Origin of the sequence: Erythrobacter sp. QSSC1-22B, assembly GCF_001678665.1 — a bacterium.
In the GTDB taxonomy this organism is placed as follows: domain Bacteria; phylum Pseudomonadota; class Alphaproteobacteria; order Sphingomonadales; family Sphingomonadaceae; genus Qipengyuania.
In genome coordinates, this window is sequence record NZ_LZRP01000002.1 from 241,399 (window position 1) to 264,545 (window position 23,147).

At 63.3% G+C, this 23,147-nt stretch carries 20 protein-coding genes and 1 tRNA gene; 9 read left to right on the top strand and 12 right to left on the bottom strand.

What is annotated here, in order from left to right; all coding sequences use genetic code 11:
• Positions 1-529 precede the first annotated feature (529 nt).
• The 8 genes from A9995_RS04950 to A9995_RS04985 all read left to right on the top strand — a co-directional run bounded on the left by A9995_RS04950 (position 530) and on the right by A9995_RS04985 (position 9,698).
• Entirely contained in the window at positions 530-1,540 is a 1,011-nt protein-coding gene (locus A9995_RS04950; protein ID WP_067609933.1) for an NAD-dependent 4,6-dehydratase LegB, read from the top strand.
• Between the two features lie 25 nt (positions 1,541-1,565).
• Positions 1,566-2,750, top strand: a complete 1,185-nt coding sequence (locus A9995_RS04955; RefSeq protein ID WP_067609935.1) for a LegC family aminotransferase — start codon at positions 1,566-1,568, stop codon at positions 2,748-2,750.
• A gap of 37 nt (positions 2,751-2,787) precedes the next feature.
• Positions 2,788-3,447 (top strand): cytidylyltransferase domain-containing protein, encoded by a 660-nt coding sequence (locus A9995_RS04960; protein ID WP_067609937.1) that lies wholly within the window; start codon positions 2,788-2,790, stop codon positions 3,445-3,447.
• On the top strand, positions 3,444-4,079 hold the full coding sequence (locus A9995_RS04965) for a hypothetical protein (protein ID WP_067609939.1): 636 nt from the start codon (positions 3,444-3,446) through the stop codon (positions 4,077-4,079). Before A9995_RS04960 ends, A9995_RS04965 begins: the two co-directional genes overlap by 4 nt.
• Entirely contained in the window at positions 4,076-5,083 is a 1,008-nt protein-coding gene (gene neuB / locus A9995_RS04970; protein WP_067609942.1) for an N-acetylneuraminate synthase, read from the top strand. Before A9995_RS04965 ends, neuB begins: the two co-directional genes overlap by 4 nt.
• Entirely contained in the window at positions 5,080-6,279 is a 1,200-nt protein-coding gene (gene neuC, locus A9995_RS04975) for a UDP-N-acetylglucosamine 2-epimerase (protein WP_067609944.1), read from the top strand. The genes neuB and neuC overlap by 4 nt, the downstream gene beginning before the upstream one ends.
• A 19-nt stretch (positions 6,280-6,298) precedes the next feature.
• Positions 6,299-7,351 (top strand): nucleotidyltransferase family protein, encoded by a 1,053-nt coding sequence (locus A9995_RS04980; RefSeq protein ID WP_067609946.1) that lies wholly within the window; start codon positions 6,299-6,301, stop codon positions 7,349-7,351.
• Between the two features lie 409 nt (positions 7,352-7,760).
• Entirely contained in the window at positions 7,761-9,698 is a 1,938-nt protein-coding gene (locus A9995_RS04985; protein WP_067610336.1) for a nucleoside-diphosphate sugar epimerase/dehydratase, read from the top strand.
• Positions 9,699-9,772: 74 nt separating this feature from the next.
• Here A9995_RS04985 and A9995_RS04990 read toward each other — a convergent pair whose 3' ends face one another.
• The 10 genes from A9995_RS04990 to pepN form a co-directional block, all read right to left on the bottom strand.
• A complete protein-coding gene (locus tag A9995_RS04990; protein ID WP_067609948.1) occupies positions 9,773-10,546 on the bottom strand; it encodes a DUF6538 domain-containing protein in 774 nt (257 codons plus the stop codon).
• Between the two features lie 139 nt (positions 10,547-10,685).
• Positions 10,686-10,759: transfer RNA gene (locus tag A9995_RS04995), tRNA-Gly, on the bottom strand.
• 61 nt (positions 10,760-10,820) lie between these two features.
• On the bottom strand, positions 10,821-11,294 hold the full coding sequence (locus A9995_RS05000; RefSeq protein ID WP_067609950.1) for an OmpA family protein: 474 nt from the start codon (positions 11,292-11,294) through the stop codon (positions 10,821-10,823).
• 146 nt (positions 11,295-11,440) lie between these two features.
• Complete coding sequence (locus tag A9995_RS05005; RefSeq protein WP_067609951.1) at positions 11,441-13,291, bottom strand: sodium:proton antiporter; 1,851 nt, start codon at positions 13,289-13,291, stop codon at positions 11,441-11,443.
• Positions 13,292-13,412: 121 nt separating this feature from the next.
• Complete coding sequence (locus A9995_RS05010; protein ID WP_067609953.1) at positions 13,413-13,949, bottom strand: adenine phosphoribosyltransferase; 537 nt, start codon at positions 13,947-13,949, stop codon at positions 13,413-13,415.
• Positions 13,950-14,025: 76 nt separating this feature from the next.
• Entirely contained in the window at positions 14,026-14,880 is an 855-nt protein-coding gene (locus tag A9995_RS05015) for a cytochrome c1 (RefSeq protein ID WP_067609955.1), read from the bottom strand.
• Between the two features lie 34 nt (positions 14,881-14,914).
• The gene (locus A9995_RS05020) at positions 14,915-16,207 is read right to left on the bottom strand and encodes a cytochrome b/b6 (protein WP_067609958.1); all 1,293 of its coding nucleotides are present in this window, start codon (positions 16,205-16,207) and stop codon (positions 14,915-14,917) included.
• An 18-nt stretch (positions 16,208-16,225) separates the two neighbouring features.
• Positions 16,226-16,813 carry a ubiquinol-cytochrome c reductase iron-sulfur subunit gene (petA, locus tag A9995_RS05025; RefSeq protein WP_067609960.1) on the bottom strand — a complete coding sequence of 196 codons (588 nt, stop codon included), beginning with the start codon at positions 16,811-16,813 and terminating at the stop codon, positions 16,226-16,228.
• A 203-nt stretch (positions 16,814-17,016) separates the two neighbouring features.
• Positions 17,017-17,679 carry a peptidoglycan editing factor PgeF gene (pgeF, locus tag A9995_RS05030; RefSeq protein ID WP_067609962.1) on the bottom strand — a complete coding sequence of 221 codons (663 nt, stop codon included), beginning with the start codon at positions 17,677-17,679 and terminating at the stop codon, positions 17,017-17,019.
• Positions 17,672-20,323, bottom strand: a complete 2,652-nt coding sequence (pepN, locus tag A9995_RS05035; RefSeq protein WP_067609964.1) for an aminopeptidase N — start codon at positions 20,321-20,323, stop codon at positions 17,672-17,674. The genes pgeF and pepN overlap by 8 nt, the downstream gene beginning before the upstream one ends.
• Positions 20,324-20,404: 81 nt before the next feature.
• Between pepN and A9995_RS05040 the strand changes: the two genes are divergently transcribed.
• Positions 20,405-21,181, top strand: coding sequence for an SDR family oxidoreductase (locus A9995_RS05040; RefSeq protein WP_067609966.1), 777 nt, complete (start codon positions 20,405-20,407; stop codon positions 21,179-21,181).
• Here the strand turns inward: A9995_RS05040 and A9995_RS05045 are convergent.
• Together A9995_RS05045 and A9995_RS05050 are read right to left on the bottom strand one after the other, a co-directional pair.
• A complete protein-coding gene (locus tag A9995_RS05045) occupies positions 21,164-22,135 on the bottom strand; it encodes a DMT family transporter (protein ID WP_233998085.1) in 972 nt (323 codons plus the stop codon). The two genes, A9995_RS05040 and A9995_RS05045, sit on opposite strands and share 18 nt — an antisense overlap.
• Positions 22,132-23,127 (bottom strand): low specificity L-threonine aldolase, encoded by a 996-nt coding sequence (locus A9995_RS05050; protein ID WP_067610340.1) that lies wholly within the window; start codon positions 23,125-23,127, stop codon positions 22,132-22,134. The genes A9995_RS05045 and A9995_RS05050 overlap by 4 nt, the downstream gene beginning before the upstream one ends.
• Positions 23,128-23,147 lie beyond the last annotated feature (20 nt).

Sequence of the window (23,147 nt, forward strand, 5' to 3'; positions counted from 1 at the left end):
CGGAGGCCTCTTGAAGCCGTAAATGGAGCCAGTGGAGCGAACCTGATGCAATGACCTTCAACATTACGGCTTGAGATTCTCAAGTGAACCGGAACCGAGCGGTTCGGTGGGAAATGCGGCATTCGGAATGGCGAATTATCACCGAGGCGATCAGAAGCTTCCCGGGCAGGAATGGTCGTCCCGAGACTTTCGGACCGCAGGCCTAGCGGTCAAGGCGCGCCTGATCCAGCGATTTGAGCATGTCTCGGCCTCCTTTGCTCCCGGTCGGTGGGCCAGCGACCGTCACCAATGGCAGCAAGCAGGGCGCGTTTGTCAGCCCCGGACATCTCCCGAGCGAGCGTCTGCACCAGCTGGATAACGATAGCACCGGTGGCGTGGTCTCGTTGGCTTGTCGGCCCCGCTCGAAAGATTCTCACGGCAAAAGAATGTCGCATCGCGATTGCAGACAGAGCGCAATACACTAAGGGCATGGTCGGCAGGGTATGTGGGTCCCCAGCGTTCAATTTGACCCTCAAGAGGCGGAGCAATCGTGGACCTTTCCAGCAAACGCATTCTCGTGACCGGGGCCGACGGCTTCATCGGATCGCACCTGGTCGAACACCTCGTCGGGCTAGGCGCGGATGTGCGCGCGTTCGTCTATTACAACAGCTTCAACAGCTGGGGCTGGCTCGACCAGTCGCCCGAGAATGTGAAGAAGGCGATCGACGTGTTCGCAGGCGACATCCGCGATCCCAACGGCGTGCGCACCGCGATGCAAGATTGCGACGTGGTGATGCATCTGGCCGCGCTGATCGCGATCCCCTTCAGCTACCATTCGCCCGATAGCTACGTCGACACCAACGTCAAGGGCACGCTCAACGTGGTCCAGGCGGCGCGCGACCTCGGCGTCGAACGTGTGGTCCACACCTCCACCAGCGAAGTCTACGGCACCGCGCGCTTCGTCCCGATCACCGAAGAGCATCCGTTGCAGGGCCAGTCGCCTTATTCTGCGAGCAAGATCGGCGCGGACCAGATCGCGCAGAGCTTCTACCTCTCGTTCGAGACTCCGGTGGCGACCATCCGCCCGTTCAACACCTACGGCCCGCGCCAGTCCGCGCGCGCGGTGATCCCCACGATCATCACGCAGATCGCCAACGGCAAGCGGGAAATTCGCTTGGGCGCGACGCACCCGACCCGCGATTTCAACTATGTCTCTGATACGGTGCGCGGCTTTTGCGCGGTGGCCCAGTCGGACCGCGCGCTGGGTGAGGTCATCAATATCGGCAGCAACTACGAGATCTCCATCGGAGAGACCGCCGCGCTGATCGCCGAGCGGATGGGCCACGACGTTCGGATCGTCAGCGACGACCAGCGCCTGCGCCCCGAGAAGAGCGAGGTCGAACGCCTGTGGGCCGCCAACGACAAGGCCGCCGAGCTGACGGGATGGTCGCCGGAATATGGCACGCGCGAAGGCTTCGGCCGCGGAATCGAGGAGACGATCGAATGGTTCACCGATCCCGGCAATCTGTCGCAATACAAAGCTGACACCTACAACATCTGATGGAAAGCGCCTTCAAGGCACCGGCATGAGCGACACCGCCCAATCCATTCTCGAGACGGTTCGCCGGGTCGTCGGCGACCGGGACGGCTTTGTCCCGCTGCATGAACCCGAATTCGCCGGCAACGAGGCGGCCTATGTCGCCGATTGCATCGAGACGGGCTGGGTCTCCTCGGTGGGCGCCTATGTCGACCGGTTCGAGAAGGATCTGGCGGCTTTCACTGGGGTCGGTCATGCCGTGGCCACGATGAATGGGACTGCAGCGCTGCATATTGCGCTGCTGCTGGCCGGGGTGAAGCCGGGCGACGAAGTCCTGATGCCAACGCTGACCTTCGTCGCCACTGCCAACGCCACCGCCTACGCCGGCGCCACGCCGCATTTCGTCGACAGCGAATCCGAAACGCTCGCCGTTGATCCGATTGCCTTGGAGAGGCACCTTGCCGCGACCTGTGAAATGCGCGGGGATCAGTGCTACAATCGCCAGAGCGATGCGCGGATCGGCGCGCTGATCGTGATGCATGCCTTTGGCCACCCGGCCAAGCTCGACGAGCTCGTCGCTCTGTGCGCGCGCTGGCACATCCCCCTCGTCGAAGATGCTGCGGAATCGCTCGGTTCAAGCTACAAAGGCAAGCATACGGGCCAGTTCGGCTTGATCGCCGCGCTCAGCTTCAATGGCAACAAGGTCATGACCACCGGCGGCGGAGGCGCGATCCTGACCAACGACCCGGTGCTTGCCAAGCGGGCCAAGCACCTCACCACCACGGCACGCGTCCCGCACCGCTGGAACTTCGTCCATGACGAAATCGGCTTCAATTATCGCCTGCCCAATCTCAATGCGGCGCTCGGCTGCGCGCAATTGGAACGCGTGCCCGAAATGCTCGCGCGCAAAAGGGTGTTGGCACAGCGTTATGAAGAGGCGTTCGCGCAACTCGACGGGCTGCGCTTCCTGAGCGAGCCGCAGGACGCCTCGAGCAATTACTGGCTGTGTACGCTGCTGCTCGACCGGGCGGATGTTGTCGTCCACGAACAGGTGCTCGAAGCGCTCAATGATGCCGATCTGATGGCCCGTCCGGTCTGGACGCTGATGCACCGGCTCACGATGTTCGCCAATTCGCCGCGCGCCGATCTGGCTTGCGCGGAAGATCTTGCCGCGAGAATCATAAATATTCCCAGCAGCCCGAACCTGGTCGGCCCTCCCGGAAGCGGACAATGACCCTGGCGCTGATCCCCGCGCGCGGGGATCCAAGGGCATCCCGCGCAAGAACATCCGCGAGCTCGCGGGTAAGCCGCTGATTGCCTGGACCATCCAAGCCGCTCTCGCTGCCAAGGGCGTCGAGCGGGTGGTCGTGTCGACCGAGGACGAGGAGATCGCCGAAGTGGCGCGCAATTGGGGGGCTGAAACCCCCTTCTTGCGCCCGGCCGAACTCGCCTCCGATACCGCACCGGGGATAGCCCCCGTCCTCGATGCGATCAATCATTTGCCCGGGCACGACTCGCTCATCCTCCTCCAGCCTACCTCGCCCTTGCGTAGCGCAGCGCAGATCGAAGGCTTGCTGTCCTTCGCGGCCGAGCGGGAGGCATCCTCGGTAGTATCGGTCTGCGAGGTCGAGGAGCACCCGTCCTGGATGTTCCACAAGGATTCGGACGGAATGCTGGCTCCCTATGCTGGTCTTGAGGAGGCGACGCGACGGCAGGATCTGGCGAGTCTTTATAGTCTCAACGGAGCCATGTATTGGGTCCGGACGGACTGGTTGCGCAAAACCCGCAGCTTGGTCGGCGAAGGTACGCTTGGCTTCTGCATGGACGCAGAAAGTTCGGCCGATATCGACACGATGCTTGATTGGCGGGTTGCCGAATTGCTCATGACCGAGCGGGAGGCCGGATCGAAGGTTTCGGGAGCGGGACGATGACCGATATTTTCATTTTCGGCGCATCGGGTTTCGCGCGTGAGACCGCCGATGTGGCTATATCGAACGGCTACACGCCGGTGTTTGTCATCCGCGACGAGGGCGGTTCGGACGATCTTTCGGATTTCGGCGGGGTCATCGCGGAACCAGAGTTGAGTCGCCAGTCCGGGGCGGATTGCGCTATCGGCATCGCTGACGTTTCTATCCGACGCAGGATCGTCGATACCTTTGGGCCCGCCTTCCAGTTTCCGGCTCTGATCCATCCGCTGGCCAGTTTCGGTCACAGACAGCGGGAAGTCGCGGAAGCATCGGAGGGGACGATCATCTGCGCCGGAGCGCGCTTCGAGAGCAGGATCACACTGGGGAGATTTGGCGTTTTCAATCTCAATTCAACGATCTGCCACGATTCGATCGTGGACGACTTCTGCCATATCGCCCCGGGGGCGAACCTTTCCGGCTATGTGCATCTGCATGAAGGTGTCTGGGTCGGGACCGGCGCGGCGATCAACCAGGGCAGCCCCGAGGCCCACCGCCAGATAGGACGAAACACGATGATCGGATCGGGCGCTGTGGTGGTGCAGGATTGCGACGCCGACAGCGTCTATGTCGGCGTTCCGGCGAGGAAGCGCGCATGACCCGCTGTCTCATCATCGCCGAAGCCGGGGTCAATCACAACGGCTCGATCGAGCGCGCGGTCGATCTGGTCGCCGCTGCCGCCGAGGCCGGTGCGGATCTCGTTAAGTTCCAGACCTTTGACGCGGGCAAGATCATCTCTCGCGATGCCGCGAAGGCAGCCTATCAGATCGCCTCCACCGGCAACGCCGAAACCCAGTTCGAGATGGTCCAGGCGCTTGAATTGTCAAAAGAGGCCCATGTGCGGCTGATTGAAGCATGCGAAGCGCATGGTATCGGCTTCTTTTCGACGGCATTCGATCCGGGATCGCTCGATTTCCTCCTCGAACTCGGGCTCGACAGGATCAAGGTGCCTTCGGGCGAACTCACCAACCTGCCGTTGTTGCGCCGTTTCGCCGCGACCACGCTGCCGGTCATCCTTTCCACCGGGATGGCCACGATGGACGAAATTCAGGACGCCGTGCAAGTGTTCGAAGCGGCCGGAATCGAGCGGTCGAACATCACGATCCTGCACTGCAACACCGAATATCCGACGCCCTACGAAGATGTGAACCTCAAGGCGATGCTCGCCATCGGTGAACAGTTCGAGACGCCGATCGGCTATTCGGATCACACGCTGGGCATCGAGATCCCGATCGCCGCCGTCACGCTGGGCGCTACGGTGATCGAGAAGCATTTCACGCTCGACCGGACGCTGACGGGGCCGGACCACGCCGCAAGCCTCGAGCCGGATGAATTGCGCGCGATGTGCGCTGGCATCCGCAACGTCGAGAAGGCGCTTTCTGGCGACGGACTCAAGACACCTTCGCCCAGCGAGCTACCCAACCGCGCCATCGCGCGCAAATCGATCGTCGCGGCGCAGGCCATCGTAAAGGGCGATGTACTCACCGAAGAGAACCTGGGGACCAAGCGTCCAGGAACCGGGATTTCGCCGATGCGGTGGGACGAGGTGATCGGTTCGCGGGCCACGCGCGACTATCAGGACGACGAGCAGATCGAACTGTGACCAGGAAGATCGCCATCGTCACCGGCACCAGGGCGGAATACGGCCTGCTGAAGCGGCTGATCCGCCGGGTGCAGGAATCCGAGCTTACCGAGTTGCAGCTGGTGGTCACAGGCGCGCATCTTTCACCCGAATTCGGCATGACCGTGAGCGAGATCGAAGCGGACGGCTTTCCAATCGCCGACCGGCTCGACATGCTGCTGAGTTCTGACAGCGCGGTCGGGGTGACCAAGGCGACGGGGCTGGGCATGATCGGTTTTGCCGACAGCTTTCGCCGGCTCGATCCCGACGTCGTGGTGCTGCTGGGCGACCGGTTCGAGATCCTCGGTGCAGCGGCAGCGGCACTGTTCGCATCGATCCCGATCGCGCATCTCCATGGCGGAGAAACCACCGAAGGCGCGTTCGACGAGGCGATCCGTCATTCGGTGACCAAGATGGCGCATCTGCATTTCGTCGCCGCCGAACCCTATCGCCGCCGAGTCGTCCAGCTGGGCGAGGATCCCGCGAGGGTCTTCGAGGTCGGCGGTCTGGGGCTCGACGCGATCGCCGATCTTGAGGCGATGCCGCGCGCCGAGCTAGAACGGTCACTGGGCTGGCAATTCGGCGCCGAGAGCCTGCTGGTCACCTATCACCCCGAGACCATCGCGGGTCTCGATCCTGCCACGCAATTGAATGAATTGCTCGCGGCGCTGGATCTGCGCCCGAAGACGCATCTGCTTTTCACCCTGCCCAATGCCGACACGGGTGGGCGGGCGCTGATCGCCCGGATCGAGGATTATGTCGCCACCCGCGCCAATGCCGTCGCGCATTGCTCGCTCGGGCAGCACCGCTATCTTTCGGCGCTGCGCTATGTCGATGGTGTGGTCGGGAATTCGTCCAGTGGCCTGCTCGAGGCCCCCAGCTTCGGGATCGGGACGGTCGATATCGGCGAGCGGCAAGCCGGTCGACTGGCCGCAGCCAGCGTCGTTCGGTGCGCTCCGAAAAGAACCGCCATCGCCGCGCAGATTGCCTGCATCCTGTCAGCCGAATTCCGCAGCAGTCTCGCCGGCGTCGCGAACCCCTATGGCAGTGGCGGAGCGACGGACGCGATCTTTGCCGTGCTGAGCGACTGCCCGCTCGACAATCTCCTGCGCAAGCGCTTTCACGATATCGTAGCCGAGAACTGCCAGGCAGTCGCCAGTACCGGCGAGGTGAATTGACCATGGGTATCGAACACTGATGGGTATCCAACAATGGCGCGAGGCCTTGCTCGACTGCGAAGCAAGCATTAAAGAGGCGATTGCTTCGCTGGATCGCTCGGGTCTGCAGATTGCTCTGGTCACGCGCGCCGACGATGCGCTCGTCGGGACCGTAACGGATGGGGATATTCGCCGCGGCCTGCTGCGCGGCCTGACACTCGACTGTCCGGTCGAGGAGATTCTTCACCGCGAACCCATGATTGTTCCGCCGGAACTGCCGCAGGAGGCCGTACTGCAGATCATGGCCGCCAACAAAATTAACCAGCTGCCGATTGTCGATGGCAATCGGCAATTGCGCGGCCTGCATGTCTGGCATGAGATGCAGGCGCATTTTGAGCGAACCAATCTAATGGTCGTGATGGCCGGGGGTAAAGGCACCAGGCTCCGGCCCTTCACCGAGAACTGTCCCAAACCTATGCTCCCCGTAGCTGGCAAACCCATGCTCGAGCACATAGTGGAACGAGCGAAGCTCGCAGGGATCAAGCGGTTTCTGTTCTCGGTCCACTACCTCGGCCATATGATCGAAGAGCATTTCGGCGATGGCGAGGCCTGGGGGGTCGAGATCGACTATCTGCGTGAAGACCGGCCTTTGGGCACCGGCGGCGCTCTCAGCCTGATCGAGAACCCACCGCCCGCCCCTTTCCTTGTTACCAATGGCGATGTGATGACGCAGGTCGGCTACGGCGACCTGATCGATTATCACGTTGCGCATGGCGCGGTCGCCACCATGGCGGTCCGCAATCATGAATTGGAAAACCCTTTTGGCGTGGTCAGCACCAACGGTCTCGATATAACCGGGTTCGAAGAGAAACCGATCGTCCGTAGCCACGTTAATGCCGGGATTTACGTGATCGATCCTTCGGCACTTGACTGTCTTGAACAAGGCAAACATTGCGACATGCCGACGCTTTTCGGGCGTTTACGCGATCAATCTCGCCGGACGATCGTTTTTCCGCTTCACGAGCAATGGCTCGATGTCGGGCGCCCCGACGATCTTGAGCGGGCACAACAGGAACCATCCAATGTTCGCTGACGACCGGAGGCTCAATAACCTCGTCTCGATAAATGAGGAACGAGCTCGACAAGATCGTGTTTCAAGGGCGTGATAGCATCAGTGCACTCCTGCGCATCGACAGTTCATCGTATGTGCAATTGTGCGCATTCATTCCGCCGAATGCGACCAAAGTTGGGCACCGCCCCTTCGCGTTGTGGCGGAAAAGCCGGTGCCTTTCGGGAACCAGAACAGTTCGCTCCAGCATGCGGGATTTCGGCTATGAATGATTCGTAATTGGTATTCAGCCACCAATGTTGGCTGAATAAAAGCAATTCCGCAAAGCGGCTAAAGCCGAGTGTATGAGGCGGTTTGCGACATCCTCGCGATACTCGATCGTATCGGGAGGATGGGTAATTTTCGATGGCTCGAGGGAAGGACGAAGCAAGCAATGACCGATTTGTTGCACCGAGCAGAGCTACGCCTCATCAACATGTTGAAGCGGCTCGTAGGACTCAATCGAACCACGAAGTTCGGCTTGCTGGTTTTGAGCGACGCCACTTTGTGCGTAGTTTCGGTATGGATTGCTTTTTCATTACGGCTGGGCGTCTGGGATCTCTGGAGCCCGGCCACCGTAACAGTAATTTTCGCCAGCCTTGCCATCTGGCTTCCTATTTTCTTGACCAGAGGCATTTATCGTTCGGTCGTGCGCTTTTCCGGCGCGCGCACGATGGTCGATATTGTGATCGCATGCCTCCTGATGTCTCTGGCTCTGTCGGCCCTATTTATAATCAACGTGGTTCCGGGCGTGCCGCGAACGATCAGTGTGTTGCAGCCGATGGTCTTTGCCGCATTGCTGGTCATTAGCCGACTCTTTGCTCGCTATGCGTTGTTCGACCTTCTTAACCAGCGCAATTTCAACGGCTCCCTAAACAATGCACTGATTTTTGGAGCAGGCTCAGCCGGCCGGCAACTTGCGTTGTCGCTCATGCACGAGCCGGGAATGATCCTGCGGGGCTATATCGACGATGACGTGCGCCTGGCGGGACAGAAGCTGGACGGGATAAAGATTTACCAAAACAAGGATCTGGACCAGCTTGTCACTCGGCTTGAAATCGATACGGTCCTGCTGGCAGTCCCGGGCGCGTCGCGCCAACGACGCACTCAGATCGTCCGCAGTTTTTCCGAGATACCCGTTCACGTTCTAACGCTTCCGACAATAAGCAACCTTGTCGACGGCACGGTTTCAACCGACAATCTGCGTGAAATCGAGATCATTGATCTTCTCGGGCGCGATCCCGTTCCGCCCAATCACTTGCTCCTTCACAGGACGATAGGCGACCGCCGGGTTATGGTTACCGGGGCCGGGGGATCAATCGGAAGCGAACTTTGTCGGCAGATCGCTGCGTTGAAACCCACTGCGATTATTCTCGTCGAGATGACGGAGCATGCCCTTTACTTAATCGAAAACGAGTTGAGGGAAGCCCAACATGTCGGCACTCTCGATCCGGCTACCCTTATCTCCGCAGAGCTTGCCAATATATCGGATCCGCTGACTGTTCGCAGGCTGTTCGACCGATGGCGCCCCGACACCGTGTTCCACGCTGCGGCCTACAAGCACGTACCGTTGGTTGAAGAGAATGTAATCGCCGGCCTGCTAAACAATATCTTCGGAACACTTCGCTGCGCACTTGAAGCCAAGCGGGTAGGCGTCGATCACTTCATCCTCGTCAGCACCGACAAGGCCGTCCGGCCGACCAACGTCATGGGAGCAAGCAAGCGCGTCTGCGAACTCGTCCTCCAGGGATTGGCGGCCGGGGAAAGAAAAACCCACTTTGCAATGGTCCGGTTCGGCAATGTTCTGGGTTCGAGCGGTTCCGTGGTTCCGCGCTTCCAGCGTCAGATCAAGGAGGGTGGCCCGGTCACGCTTACACACCGAGATGTCACACGCTATTTCATGACAATTCCCGAAGCTGCCGAGCTCGTTATTCAAGCTGGTGCCATGGCCAAAGGCGGAGACGTGTTTTTGCTGGATATGGGCAAGCCCATTCGCATCCACGACATGGCCAGTACCATGATCCATCTCTCGGGACTGACGGTTCGCAACAACGACAATCCCGATGGCGACATCGAGATCCGCGAGGTAGGACTGCGCAAGGGCGAAAAACTATACGAGGAGCTGCTGATTGGCAACTCCGCTCAGCCCACGTCCCACCCCCGGATCATGCGGGCATTGGAACAGCGGCTCTTATGGGATGATCTGATGGAGCAGCTTGACGTTATGGAGACCGCTCTGGGCGGTGGAGATCGCAGCAAGGCGCTGGAAATTCTCTGCGCGCTCGTACCGGAATACAGCGGTCCACACGCGGTCCGTTCGGAAGTCGCCTGAAGATCGGGCCGCTCTACGATTTTGGTTGAATGTTCGCCCCCAATTGTGAGGAACTCTTTGCCGTCCCTTGCGATTCAATCGGCAAGGGTGCCTTCCAGCCTCAGCACCATGATCGACCGCTCGCCGGCGAAGTCCACGCGGACGTTTATGAGACCGCTGCGCTCGAGATGGTCGAGCAGTCGGCGAATGCGACCCGGTGACGAACTTCCGTAAACGCGCGCCAGTTCGTTCTCGTCCGGCTTTGTGCGGCCCCGAAAGGCTGCAACCGCGATCGCGAGGTAGGGCGCAAGCACATCTTCATCCACTTCCTCGGCCAACCCTTCGATCGACTTGCGTGCAGGGGCCGGAAGCTGCCCTACACCCGAGACAGCAAAGGCAAACATGCGGCGAAATTCGACCAAGTCGATATTGGCGCTGGTCACGCCGTGCTGGCGGCAGGAGGTCAGGAATTCGCGGAACAGGGTGCCGGGCGATCGGCAGGTCACTCCGTTCTGCTGCGCCAGCTCCTCGATGATCCGTTCGACACTCATCACCGCTGCCTCATCCACCAGTACGGTTTCGGTCTCCTCTGGCGGTGCGCTATCGGGGACAATCGGCGACGTGGCGTCTTCCGCATCGCCCGGCCGGGGCGGTGGAGGCTGGCTGGCGCGATCCAGGATCGCCTGCTCGACATCGCTGACGGTTTTGCGCTTCGGTGCGGCGAGGCGCCGCGTCAGGCGGCGCGCTTCGGCTGGATCAGCGGTATTGAGGGAAAGGGTTATGGCCCCGTTATCGCTGCCATACGACGGCAAGCGGCGCCGGAAGTGATACCGGGCGCCTTTTCGGATCAAATAGGTCTGCTTACGCATTATCAAAGGCCCTCGCGCTGGAGCGAGGCGCACTGCGCATGGGGGGAGCCTGTGTGACAGGCTATGTGTACCAGTAAGGGGTATAGATACGGCAAAACCGCCTCCGATATCGCGGTTTTCTGCGGGTTTGGCTGGATAATGGAGCGGGTAGCGGGAATCGAACCCGCATAGCCAGCTTGGAAGGCTGGAGCTTTACCACTAAGCTATACCCGCCCGCTTAGACGGCGCAGATGCCATCTCTTGGCGCGTTGCGTCAACCGTTTTGCGCGTCGCGTCAGCCGGGAGCGGGAGCGGGCTCGTCGTCGCTCGCGGTCAACCCTTCAGGCACCGGGTCAGCGCCTTCGGGCAGCGCCACGAGCAGGTCGACGCGCCGATTGGCCGCGCGGCCCGGCTCGTCCGGGGTTCCGTCAGGACGGGCATTGGGCTGCAGCGGGTTCTGTTCTCCGAAGGCGATGATCGTGACCCGCTCCGCGTCCACCCCGTTCTCGACGAGATAATCGCGCACCGCCTCGCCGCGCTGGCGCGAGGAGCGCAGATTGGCCTCGTCGCTGCCCGTGGAATCGCTGTGTGCGCGCAGCAGAATCGGGCCGCCTTCGGCGATCTGCGGCGAGCGCAGGATGCTGGCCAACTCGGCCGTCGCCGATTCGGACAGTTCCGCCCCCCCGTCGGAGAAAGATATTCGCGCATCCAGCGGCGCCAGCTGCGGTTCGGGCGGCGGCAGCACCGATTCGTCCAGATCGTCGCGCATGATCGAGGTCGGTTGCGGCGCCGATTGGCTAGCAACGGGCTCGGGCGGGGCTTGCTCTCGCTCGCATCCTGCCAGCGCAAGCGCGAGCGCGGCTCCGGTGAGGCCATGGGCGACGGCTGCGGCGCTTCTTGTCATCCTGATCCTCGTCATACTGGCTCCGGCTTTGGTCCGCCCTTTCGAGCGCGCCTTGCGGCGACTTCTTCCGCGGTGCGCTGCTGGGGCGGGGTGAAGGTTACGATGACGTCGCCGGCGCGCGGCTCGGGGCGTGCGGCGTGGGTAAAGAAACGCATCCGTCCAGCCTCGCGCAGCAGCAGCAGCATATGCGCGCTCTCGGGTAGCTTTTCCTGCGCGTCCTCGTAATCGAATTCCTCCGAGAGCCTCGTCTTGCGGAAGACCCAGCCTTCCTTCTGGCGCTCGTTGGTCTCGGTCACCCCCCAGCCGGATTCGAACAGGGCACGCCCACGCAGGGCGACCGGCAGCGAATGGCGATCGTAATCGTCGCCCGCCTCGCCCAGCTGATAGACCGAATCGCGGCCAATTTCGTGGGCAAATTCATTGCACACCAGCGTGTTGTAGGCCTCGTTTTCGGTCGCGGCGACGAGCACCTGGAACGGCCCAAGATCGAGATTGTGCTCGGTCGCCTCGTTGAGGATTTCGCCGTGGTAGAACGGCACGCCCTTCTGGCGGGCCAGCGCGAGCCGCTGCCAGCTGGAATCGACCACCGTGACCGGAGTCTTGAGATCGAGCATCTGCTTGGCGAGCGCGATGGTCCAGGGGGTGCTGCCGACGATCAGCAGACCCGGCCTCGTGTCGCCCTTCACCTTGAGCAGCCGCGCGACGAGATCGACGGTGAAGCCATGTGCGACGATGGTGGTGACGACGACCGCGAAACTCAATCCGATGAGGATGTTGCCATCGTCATACCCCAGCTCGGTCAGCCGCAAGGCGAACAGACCCGAGATCGCCACCAGCACGATCCCGCGCGGCGCGATCCAGCCCAGAAACAATCGTTCGTTCCAGGGGATTGAACTGCCCAGCAAAGTGATCGCGATGGTCAGCGGGCGGACCACGAACAGCAGGACGAGCAGAAAGGCGCCGAAACGCCAGTTGAGATATTCCAGATCGCTCCACTCGAGCGAGGCCGAGAGCAGGATGAAGATGCCCGAGACGAGCAAAACCGCGATGTTTTCCTTGAAGGGGTGGATGCTGCGCAGGCTCTGGACATTCATATTGGCCAGCGCGATGCCCATCACGGTCACTGCCACCAAGCCGGCTTCGTGCTCGATCAGGTTGGACAGCACGAAGACGCCGATGACCGCGGTCAGCAGCACGGGCACCTTGAGATATTCCGGCACCGCACCGCGCGGGAACGCCCAAGCGATGATGGCCGCGGCGACATAGCCCAGCAGGCCGGCCAGCGCGGCGGAAATCAGCAGCGGCGGCACCACTTCGAACACCGTGGCGCCGTCCGCCGAGAGACGGAAATATTCATAGGCAATCACCGCGCACAGCGCCCCGGTCGGGTCGTTGACGATCGATTCCCATTTGAGGATCGAGGCCGGCCGGGTCTGGATCGAACTCTGGCGCAGCAGCGGGATCACCACCGTGGGCCCGGTGACCACCAGTATGCCGCCGAACAAAACCGCGACGGGCAACACCAGCCCGGCGACCTCGTGCGCGGCCAGCGCGCCCAGGAACCAGCCGACGAGCACGCCGATCGTCGCCAGCCGCCACACCGCCTGTCCGGAATGGCGCAATTCGCGGAAATTCAGGCTGAGTCCGCCTTCGAACAGGATCAGCGCGACCCCGATCGAAACCATCGTCTCGAGCAGATCGCCGAACACCAATTGCGGGTCGATCAGATTCAGCACCGGGCCGGCCATGAAGCCCGCGAACAGCATCAGGACGATCGCTGGCCAACCGCTGCGCCAGGCGACCCACTGGGCGCCGATGCCCAGAACGCCGACCAGGGCGATGACTAGCGTTTGATCTTGCATGGCTTGAGCCGATGCCCCCCGAAGGCCGTTGGTAAACGTGATGTGGCGCAGTCACGCTTGCGGCGCACAAGATGAATGCACGAAGGAGCGGGTGTTTCCAACCGCCGATGCACAAAAGCGCCTATTCGCCCTCGAACCGCATCAGCGCGGCAACCTTCAAATCGAGCTGGTCAAGCCGCGCGGCACCCCCCAGATCGGGCAGGTCGATCACGAAGGCGGCGTGTTCCACCGTGGCCCCGGCCTGGCGCAGCAGGCTTGCCGCCGCGCAGGCGGTTCCCCCGGTGGCGATGAGATCATCGACCAGCACCACGCGCTGGCCCTGCGTGACCGCGCCCGGGTCCATTTCGAGCCGGTCGGCACCGTATTCGAGCGCATAATCGATCCCGATGGTCTCGACCGGCAGCTTGCCCGGTTTGCGGACCGGCACGAAGCCGATGCCCAGTTCGACGGCAACCGCCGCGCCGAAGATGAAGCCGCGCGCTTCCATTCCCGCGATCGCCTCGGCGCCACCGGCCCGCGCGGTGGCCGCGAGATGGCCGACGCAGGCGCGGAATCCTTCGCCATGCGCGATCAGCGTGGTGATGTCGCGAAACTGGATACCCGGCGCGGGAAAGTCAGGCACGGTTCGGACCAGCGCCTTGAGATCGTCGGGACTCATGCCTGCCGCGACACGAAAAGGCCCCCCGCATCGCGCGGATGCGAGGGGCCGAATGTCACGAACCGGCGAATCGCGCTCAGTCCTTGGCGTTTTTGGGGTGCTGCTTCGGCTTGATCGCCGACCAGATCTGCTTCTTCGACAGATAGGCCAGCACGGTGGCGAACAGCAGGAAGATCAGCACCGGCCAGCCGGTCTGCTTGCGCTTCACCAGCGTGGGTTCGGCGGTCCAGGTCAGGAAGGCGGCGACGTCGGTCGACATCTGCGTCAGCGTCGCTTCGGTCCCGTCGTCATAGGTCACCTGACCGGCGTTCATCAGCGGCGGTGCCATCGCGAGGTTGAGGTTGGGGAAATAGATGTTGTGGTAGAGGCCCGGACCCGGAGCCGCCTCGGGGTGCTCGGCCAGAACTTCGGGCGAAGGCTCCTGATAGCCCACCAGCAGCGATGCCACGTAATTGGTGCCGTCGTTGCGTGCCTTGGTCATCAAGGACAGGTCCGGCGGGATGGCGTTGTTGTTGGCCGCAGCCGCTGCCACTGCATTGGGATAGGGCGAGGGGAACTGATCGGTCGGAACGCCAGCACGCATAGTCGCTTCGCCGGTGTTGGGGTCGATACCGGGAACCTGCCAGGTCGCCGCTTCGGCCTTCACCTGCGCTTCGGAATAGCCGAGTTCCGACAGGCTGCGCATGGCCACGAACTTCAACCCATGACAGGCCGAACACACTTCCTTGTAGACCTTGTAGCCACGCTGCAACTGGGCGACGTCCCAGGTGCCAAGCGGGCCGTCGAAGGAATAATCGACATCCATCGGCTCTTCATAGGGCAGGTGAGGCGTCGTTTCCTCGGTCGCGAAGGTATAGGCACCCACCGCGAAGGAGACGAGGGCAACGACAGCGAAGCCGAGCCCAACGAGGATGGCAATGATCCGGATCATGCGAAGGTCTCTTCTCTCGTAGCTTTCAGCGCGGTCAAACCGCGGGCTCGGCGTTCTCGCCGAGCACGGCCTTCTTGTCGGATCCCAGCACCGCTTCGGTGATGGAATAGGGTAGCGGCTGGGGACGTTCGATCTGCGATACGATCGGGATTATCACCAGGAAGTGCAGGAAGTAGTAGGCCGTGAAGATCTGGCTCAGCATCACGTAAGGCTCTTCGGCCGGTGCTCCGCCGAGGTAGAACAGTGCAGCCATCGTCGGGATCAGGCCGAACCAGAAGAACTTGCGGAACAGCGGGCGATAATGGCCGCTGCGCACCGGCGAACGATCGAGCCATGGCAGGAAGAACCAGAGCAGGATCGCCGAGAACATGGCGAGCACACCCCACAGCTTGGCGGGCAGGATGAAGTCCATCGTGAAGGCGCGCAGGATCGCGTAGAATGGGTAAAAATACCATTCGGGGACGATGTGCGCCGGAGTCGAGAGCGGGTTGGCCTCGATGTAATTGTCGGCATGACCCAGCACGTTGGGCAGGAAGAACACCATCGTGAACAGCGCCAGCAGTGCGATGCCCAGCCCGAAGCCGTCCTTTGCTGTGTAATAGGGGTGGAACGGAACCGTGTCGCTTTCCTGCTTGATCTCGACCCCGGTCGGGTTCGACGAACCGGGGATGTGCAGCGCCCAGATGTGCAGGATCACCACACCGGCAATCACGAACGGCAGCAGGAAGTGCAGGCTGAAGAAGCGGTTCAGCGCGGCGTTGTCGGGAGCAAAGCCGCCGAGCAGCCAGATCTGGATCGGCTCGCCGACCAGCGGGATCGCCCCGAACAGGCCGGTGATGACCTTGGCGCCCCAGAAGCTCATCTGGCCCCAGGGCAAGACGTAGCCCATGAAAGCGGTCGCCATCATCAACAGGAAAATCACCACGCCCAGCAGCCAGATCATCTCGCGCGGCGCCTTGTAGGAGCTGTAGAAAAAGCCGCGGAAGATGTGGATGTAGACCACGACGAAGAAAAAGCTCGCCCCGTTCGCATGGGCGTAGCGCATCAGCCAGCCCCAGTTGACGTTGCGCATGATATGCTCGGTCGAAGCGAAGGCAACGTTCGCGTTGGCCGCGTAATGCATTGCCAGCACGACGCCGGTGATAATCTGGAACATGAGGAAGAAGCCGGCGAGAACGCCGAAATTCCACATGTAGTTGAGGTTGCGCGGCACCGGATAGCCAGCACCCACCGCGTTGTAGACGAAACGCGGCAATGGCAGCTTCTCGTCGAGAAACTTGGTGAGGCCGGTCTTCGGCTCGTACTGGCGTGCCCAGGGAAAGCTCATGATCTAGTCTCTACAACCTCAGCCGACGGTGATGGTGGTGTCGGAGGTGAAAGCATATTCCGGCACCAGGAGATTGGTCGGTGCCGGACCTTTGCGAATGCGACCCGCGGTGTCGTAATGCGAACCGTGACAGGGGCAGAAATAGCCGTCGTATTCCCCCTTCGACTCGCCCTCGGCGGCGCCCAGCGGAACGCAGCCCAGATGGGTGCAGACGCCCATCGTAACGAGCAGGTCGCGGTGCCCTTCCTTGGTGCGATCCTCGAGGCTCTCGGCATCGCGCAGGCTTTCCGTGGGAACGGCATCCGCAGCGGCCATTTCCTCGGGCGTCAGTCGCCGGATGAACAGCGGCTGCTTGCGGAAGACCGCCTTGATCGCCTGGCCGGTCTCGATCGCGGAAACGTCGATTTCGGTGGTGCTTTCGGCAAGCACGTCCTTGGACGGCGCCATCTGGCTGATCAGCGGCAACAGCACCGCGGCACCACCGACGCCAGCCGTGCTGAGAGCGGCAATATTGATGAAATCGCGGCGACGCACGCCTTCGGTCGCGCCGTCGTCCACAGGGACCACGGGTAGTTCGGTGTTCGCGGTTGCAGCGGTGTCTGCCATCAGAGCGGTGCCCTACCTGCCTCTATTCGATCGATGGGTCCGGGAATGGACCAGAAGAATTACCAATCCGGCTGGCCTGCCGCGATCGCTGGGGATCGGGTCGGGGGAAACGCGCACGAAGCGGTCTCCCATTGCCGGATTGAGGGGCCTCTAAACGCTATGTCACACCTTGCCAACCGCGATTTTGGCAAGGGGAATACGCTTCAGCGCAACCCAATGAGCGAGATCTGCCGTCCGCCGGTGGTCTCCCCCGAATGACTCGCGCGGCGGTAGGAATGGAACATGGCCTTTTCGGCATAGGTGTCGAGATTGAGGCTTTCGATCCATCCGACCCCTGCCTGTTCGAGCCGCGAGGCGACATAGCCGGGCAGATCGAACTGCCAGTGACCGGCGCGGCCAGCGCGAAAAAATTGCGCGTCCGTCTCCGCGAAATGCGCGCGAAACGGCGCATCGACCTCGTAGCTCTCCGGCGCGATGCAGGGGCCAATCACGGCGACGATCTTTTCGGGCCGCGCGCCGAGCGCCGCCATCGCCGCGACCGTGTTGGCGATCACGCCCTGGATGGCGCCGCGCCAGCCGGCATGCGCCGCACCCACCACCCCAGCGTCAAAGTCCGCGAACAGCACCGGGGCGCAATCTGCGGTCACGATCCCCAGCACCAGCCCGGCGCGATCGGTGACCATGGCGTCGGCCTCGGGGGGAACCCCGCTCCACGCCCCGGTGACGGTGGCGACAGCGGGCGAGTGGACCTGCTTCACCCGGATCAGGACACCGCCCGCCAGAATATCCTGCGCGGCAGCCCCCTCTCGTTTGGAGAAGCCGTGCGGCAGTCCTTCCAGCGCGCGTGCTTCGAGCAGCTTAGCCAAGCGAGCGGCTTACCTGCTCGAAAGTGTCGCGCGACAGCTGCGAAGCACCCGCGATCCGCTCCAGTTCGCCGCGCATCAGCGCCGCGCGCCCGGGTTCGATCCGCCGCCAGCGTCCCAGCGCAGGCACGAATCGTGCAGCGGTCTGGGAATTGATCGGGTCGAGTTCGAGAATCAGATCGGCGATCAGGCGGTAGCCCTCCCCGCTGGCCGCATAGAAGGCCTGCGGATTGCCGGCGAAGGCCATGTAGAGCGAACGCGCGCGGTTGGGATTGCGCAGGGTGAAGTCCTCATGCTCGCGCAGCGCCTTCACATGGGCGAGCGCTTGCGGGTGGAGCGAGGAGGCCTGCAGCGCGAACCATTTGTCGATCACCAGATCATTGCCGCGATAGCGATTGTAGAAATCGAGCAGCTTTGCCGTTCGCTCGGCGGTCTCGAGCCCTGCCAGCACCATCAGCGCGCCCTGGCGATCGGTCATGGTCGTGGCGCCGTCATATTGCGCCGCGGCCATATCCGACGCACGCTGCTGATCGGCGGCGGCGAGATAGGTAAGCGCCAGCGTCTTGATCTTGCGGGCTCCCTGAGCTGCGGCGTCGAGCGTTCCGGGGCCCTCGCTGGCGCGCTGATGCAGCCCGACCAACTCCTCGCCCAGTTCCTGTCCGAGCCAGGCCTTTAGCGTCTCGCGCTCGGCGTGGATCGCGCCGGGATCGGCGACCAGCGCCTGCTCCATCAGATAGGTTTCGCTGGGCAGCATCATCAGCTCGCCGCGCATCTGGTCGTCGATCCGCCCGTCGGCCAGCACTGCCGCCAGCGCAGTGCGGATCGCCTCGCGTCCCACGTCGCGGTCCTCGGTGTCGAGTCCGCCGCCGATGACATCGCCGAGATGCCCGACCACCAGATCCTGCATCGCCTCGTAGCGCGCAAAGGGATCGTCGTCCTTCGCGGCGAGAAAGGTCAGATCGTCGCGCGGGATGTCGCGCTCGATCCGCACCGGGGCGGAGAACCCGCGGTTGACCGAGAGCACCGGGGGGGCCTCGAAGCCCTCGAAGGTCAGCGTCTCGCTGGCTCCGTTCAGCACCACCAGCTGTTCGCCGCGATGCGTCCCGCTGGTACGGTCGAACAGTGCGATCTTGAGCGGGATCGGCATCGGCTGCTTGTCGGGTTGGCCCGGGGTCGGCGGAACCTCCTGCGACAGGGTGAGCGTCGCCGTCTCGCCCTCATGCGACAGCTTTACCGTCACCTTGGGCGTCCCGGCCTGCGAATACCACAGCCGGAACTGCCCGAGATCGAGCCCGGCGCCGTCCTCGATCGCCTTGACGAAATCCTCGCAGGTTGCCGCCTCGCCATCGTGGCGCTCGAAATAGAGATCGCTGCCTTTGCGGAACGCCTCCTCGCCCGCCATGGTGCGCATCATGCGGATCACCTCGGCGCCCTTGTTGTAGATCGTCGAGGTGTAGAAGTTCGAGATCTCCTGATAGCTGTCGGGCCGGATCGGATGCGCCAGCGGGCCAGAATCCTCGGGGAACTGGACCGAGCGCAGCACCCGGACATCGCCGATCCGCTTGACCGGGGCGCTGCCCATGTCCTGGCTGAACAGCTGGTCGCGCAGCACGGTGAAGCCTTCCTTGAGGCTGAGCTGGAACCAGTCGCGGCAGGTCACGCGATTGCCCGACCAATTGTGGAAATACTCATGCGCGATCACACCCTCGACCGCGTCGAAATCGCCATCGGTGGCGGTGTCGATATCGGCGAGGACGTATTTCGTGTTGAAGACGTTGAGCCCCTTGTTCTCCATCGCCCCCATGTTGAAATCGCTAACCGCGACGATGTTGTAGATGTCGAGATCGTATTCGCGCCCGAAGATCTGCTCGTCCCAGGCCATCGCCCGCTTGAGGCTCTCCATGGCGTGCTCGGTGCGGTCGAGATCGCCGTCACGGACGAAGATGTTGAGCGCCACTTCGCGCCCACCCATGGTGGTGAAGCTGTCGCTGCGCGCGACCAGATCGCCCGCCACCAGCGCGAACAGATAGGACGGCTTGGGCCAGGGATCGTGCCATTCCGCCCAGTGGTGCTCGCCCTCTTCGCCCTCGGCGGTGCAATTGCCATTGGCGAGCAGCACCGGGAACTGCGCCTTGGGCGCGCGCATCCGCACGGTGTAGACGCTGAGCACATCGGGCCGGTCGGGGAAGAAGGTGATCCGGCGGAAGCCCTCGGCCTCGCATTGCGTGCACAGCATCCCGTTGGACGCGAACAGCCCCATCAGCTGCGAATTGCCCGCAGGGTCGAGCTCGGTGACGATGGTGAGCTCGTGGGCATCGCCCGGCAGGGTGACGATGAGATCGTCGCCATCCATCGTGTGGCTGTTGCTCGGCTCGCCATCGCAGCGCACTTCGAGCGGCGCGAGGCCCTCGCCATTGAGGCGGATCGTCGGGGATGGCTCGGCGGCAGGATTGCGCTCGAGTGTCAGCTTCGCCTCGACCCGCGTCTTGTCGAGCCCAAGGTCGAAATCGAGATGGGTCGCCACCACCGTCCACGGATAAGGCGCGTAATCCTTGCGCCGGATCAGCGCGGGAGCGTGGGGCTCGACCGCGGCATCGGCCATCTCGGGGTTGCCATCGGGGGTGGCGGGCGTGCGGGCGATATCCATTGAGCGAGTTTTCCGTTGTTTGCTGCCAGAGCGTGAATGCAGGAGGCTGTTATATGGGAGGCTTTGAGCTAATACGCCCCTATGTCTCGATTGTTCATTTTCGGCCTCGGCTACACCGCCAAGCGGATCGCGCAAGCGCTGAGGGCGAAAGGCTGGGTGGTGACCGCCACCGGCAGCGACGGCACGGTGGATTTCGCCGACCGCGAGGCGGTGGGCCGGGCGCTGGCCGATTGCAGCCACGTGCTGTCCTCGGTCCCGCCCGCCGAGGGAAGCGACCCGGTGCTCGACCTTTACGCCGCAGCCATCGCGGGCAAATGGCTGGGCTACCTCTCTTCCACCGGGGTCTATGGCGATGCCGATGGCGCCTGGGTGGACGAGGCCTCGCCGACCGGCACCGGCCGCCGCAGCGCGCGGGCCGAATGCGATTCGCGCTGGCTGGACCTTCGCGCGCATGTGTTCCGGTTGCCGGGGATCTACGGGCCCGGACGCAGCGCCTTCGAGCGGGTCCGCGACGGCAAGGCGCATCGTATCGACCTGCCCGGCCAGGTGTTCAGCCGGGTCCATGTCGAGGATATCGTATCGGGTGTAGTCGCCGCGCTGCAGGGCGACGCCCCGCCGGGCGCCTACAATCTCGCTGACGATTTGCCGACCAGCCAGAACGTGGTGATCGAGGAGGCCTGCCGCCTGCTGGGCGTGGAATTTCCGCCGCTGCAGACCATCGAACAGGCCGGGCTCTCGCCGATGGCGCGCGGTTTCTATGCCGAGAACCGCCGCGTCGCCAACGGCAGGGCCAGGCGCGTGCTCGGCTGGCGGCTGCGCTACCCGACCTATGTCGAGGGGCTACGCGGGCTTCTCTAGCGGCGGGCTGTCCAATGGCGGCGTCGGCACCGTCCGCGCCCGCAGCGCGATCACGAGACCGCACAGCGACAACACCGCACCCAGCGCGGTCCAGACGGTCCAGCGATAGTCCTCGAACAGCGTCGAGAGCACCATCGCCACGATCACGGTAACGATGCCGTTATAGGCCGCACGGCCCGCGCCGATCTGGCGCACCAGCGTGTAATGCAGCGGGAAGGTCACCACGCTGCCCGCCAGCGCCAGCCAGCCGATCCCCAGCCAGAAGCTTGGCCGATCGGGCAGCACCGGCGGCCCGGCGGTCCACCAGGCGAGCGCGAAATCGGCCACGGTGCCATAAAGCATCGCCCAGGCGAGCAGGCTCACCATCGGCAGCGATCGCCCGGTCTGGTTGGCCTGAACGACATTGGCGATGCTGGCGCACAGGATCCCCAGCACCGCCCAGAAGATTCCCAGCCCGATCGAGCCGCCCAGAGGGTTGAGCCCCGCCTCGTGCCACAACAGCAGTGCGATCCCGCACAGCGCGACCAGCGTCCCCGCAACGAAATTGCGCGTGATCCTTTGCCCCAGCAGCCACCAGCCGAACACCGCGTTGGAGACGATCAGCATCGTGAACAGCACCGCGACGATCCCCGAGGTGAGATGCAGTTCGGCGCGGTAGACGAAGTTGAAATTGCCGCAGAACTGCGTGATCCCGATCGCCAGCGCCAGCAACTGGCCGGCCTTGCCGATGCGCAGCGTCTTGCGCATCGCCAGCACCAGCAGGAACATCGCCGGGGTCGCCACGGCGAAGCGGATCGCCACAGACCAGCTTGGCGCCACCCCGTCGATCTGGTCGGTGATCACCCACCAGGTCGAACCCCAGATCATCCCGGTCAGCAGGAAGGGTATGACGATCCGCGGCCGCAGCAGCGCGTGATCGGCCGGGTTCGCTTCTGCGGTCGCGGCGCTGCTCACAGGCCGGCAACGGCCCGGGCGAGGGAGGCGGCATCCTCGGCGCGCGTGTTCCAGGCGGTGACGAACCGCGCGGCATCTGCGCCCCAATCGTAGAAGCCGAAGCCCTGTGCGCGCAAAGCCTCGCGTTCGGCGGCGCTGCAGCGCACGAAGACCTCATTGGCCTCGACCGGATGCATCAGCCGGTCGGCGCCGGCGCCGGCGATTTCCTGCGCCGCGGCGTTGGCGGCGCGGGCATTCTGCAACCACAGATCGTCGTCGAGCATCGCCAGCAATTGGGCGGCGAGGAAGCGGCCCTTGGACTGCAGGTGCCCCGCGCGCTTGCGGCGATAGCGCGCCACATCCGCCGCTGCCGGATCGAAGAACAGGATCGCCTCGGCGCTCATCGCGCCGTTCTTGACGCAGCCGAAGCTGAGCGCATCGATCGGTCCGGCTGCCTCGGCGGCTGTGCAATCCAGAAACGCGGTCGCATTGGCGAAGCGCGCGCCATCCATATGCAGGCCGAGCCCGCGCTCCTTGGCCAGCGCGGCAATGGCGGCGATCTCGTGCGCGCGGTAGGCGCAGCCATATTCGCTCGCCTGGGTGATCGAGATCGCATGCGGCTGGACCTGGTGGACATCGTCGCGGATCGGATCGATCGCGGCGCGGATGCCCGCAGGGGTCAACTTCGCGCTCTCGCCCGGCGCGAGCAGCAACTTGGCGCCATGGAGATAGAACCCCGGCGCGCCGCCTTCGTCCATCTCGATATGCGCTTCCTCGTGGCAGACCACCGCGCCGTGCGGCTGGACCATGGTCGCCAGCGCGAGGCAATTGGCGGCGGTGCCGGTCGCGACCCACAGCGCGGCGCAATCGCGGCCGAACAAATCCGAGAAACGCGCATCGAGCTCCTGCGACAGCGCATCGCCGTCATAGGGCGAGTCGGACGAATCGGCGGCGCGCATCGCCTCCCATACGAGCGGGTGGACGGCGGCGGCGTTGTCGGAGAGAAACTGCATCGGAACGCCCATAGAGGGCT

Coding starts and splice junctions, on each gene's coding strand:
- A9995_RS04955 (WP_067609935.1), top strand. CDS start 1,566: ATGAGCGACACCGCCCAATCCATTCTCGAGACGGTTCGCCGGGTCGTC.
- A9995_RS04965 (WP_067609939.1), top strand. CDS start 3,444: ATGACCGATATTTTCATTTTCGGCGCATCGGGTTTCGCGCGTGAGACC.
- neuB (WP_067609942.1), top strand. CDS start 4,076: ATGACCCGCTGTCTCATCATCGCCGAAGCCGGGGTCAATCACAACGGC.
- A9995_RS04980 (WP_067609946.1), top strand. CDS start 6,299: ATGGGTATCCAACAATGGCGCGAGGCCTTGCTCGACTGCGAAGCAAGC.
- A9995_RS04985 (WP_067610336.1), top strand. CDS start 7,761: ATGACCGATTTGTTGCACCGAGCAGAGCTACGCCTCATCAACATGTTG.
- A9995_RS04990 (WP_067609948.1), bottom strand. CDS start 10,546: ATGCGTAAGCAGACCTATTTGATCCGAAAAGGCGCCCGGTATCACTTC.
- A9995_RS05000 (WP_067609950.1), bottom strand. CDS start 11,294: ATGCGCGACGATCTGGACGAATCGGTGCTGCCGCCGCCCGAACCGCAG.
- A9995_RS05005 (WP_067609951.1), bottom strand. CDS start 13,291: ATGCAAGATCAAACGCTAGTCATCGCCCTGGTCGGCGTTCTGGGCATC.
- A9995_RS05010 (WP_067609953.1), bottom strand. CDS start 13,949: ATGAGTCCCGACGATCTCAAGGCGCTGGTCCGAACCGTGCCTGACTTT.
- A9995_RS05015 (WP_067609955.1), bottom strand. CDS start 14,880: ATGATCCGGATCATTGCCATCCTCGTTGGGCTCGGCTTCGCTGTCGTT.
- A9995_RS05020 (WP_067609958.1), bottom strand. CDS start 16,207: ATGAGCTTTCCCTGGGCACGCCAGTACGAGCCGAAGACCGGCCTCACC.
- petA (WP_067609960.1), bottom strand. CDS start 16,813: ATGGCAGACACCGCTGCAACCGCGAACACCGAACTACCCGTGGTCCCT.
- pepN (WP_067609964.1), bottom strand. CDS start 20,323: ATGGATATCGCCCGCACGCCCGCCACCCCCGATGGCAACCCCGAGATG.
- A9995_RS05040 (WP_067609966.1), top strand. CDS start 20,405: ATGTCTCGATTGTTCATTTTCGGCCTCGGCTACACCGCCAAGCGGATC.
- A9995_RS05050 (WP_067610340.1), bottom strand. CDS start 23,127: ATGCAGTTTCTCTCCGACAACGCCGCCGCCGTCCACCCGCTCGTATGG.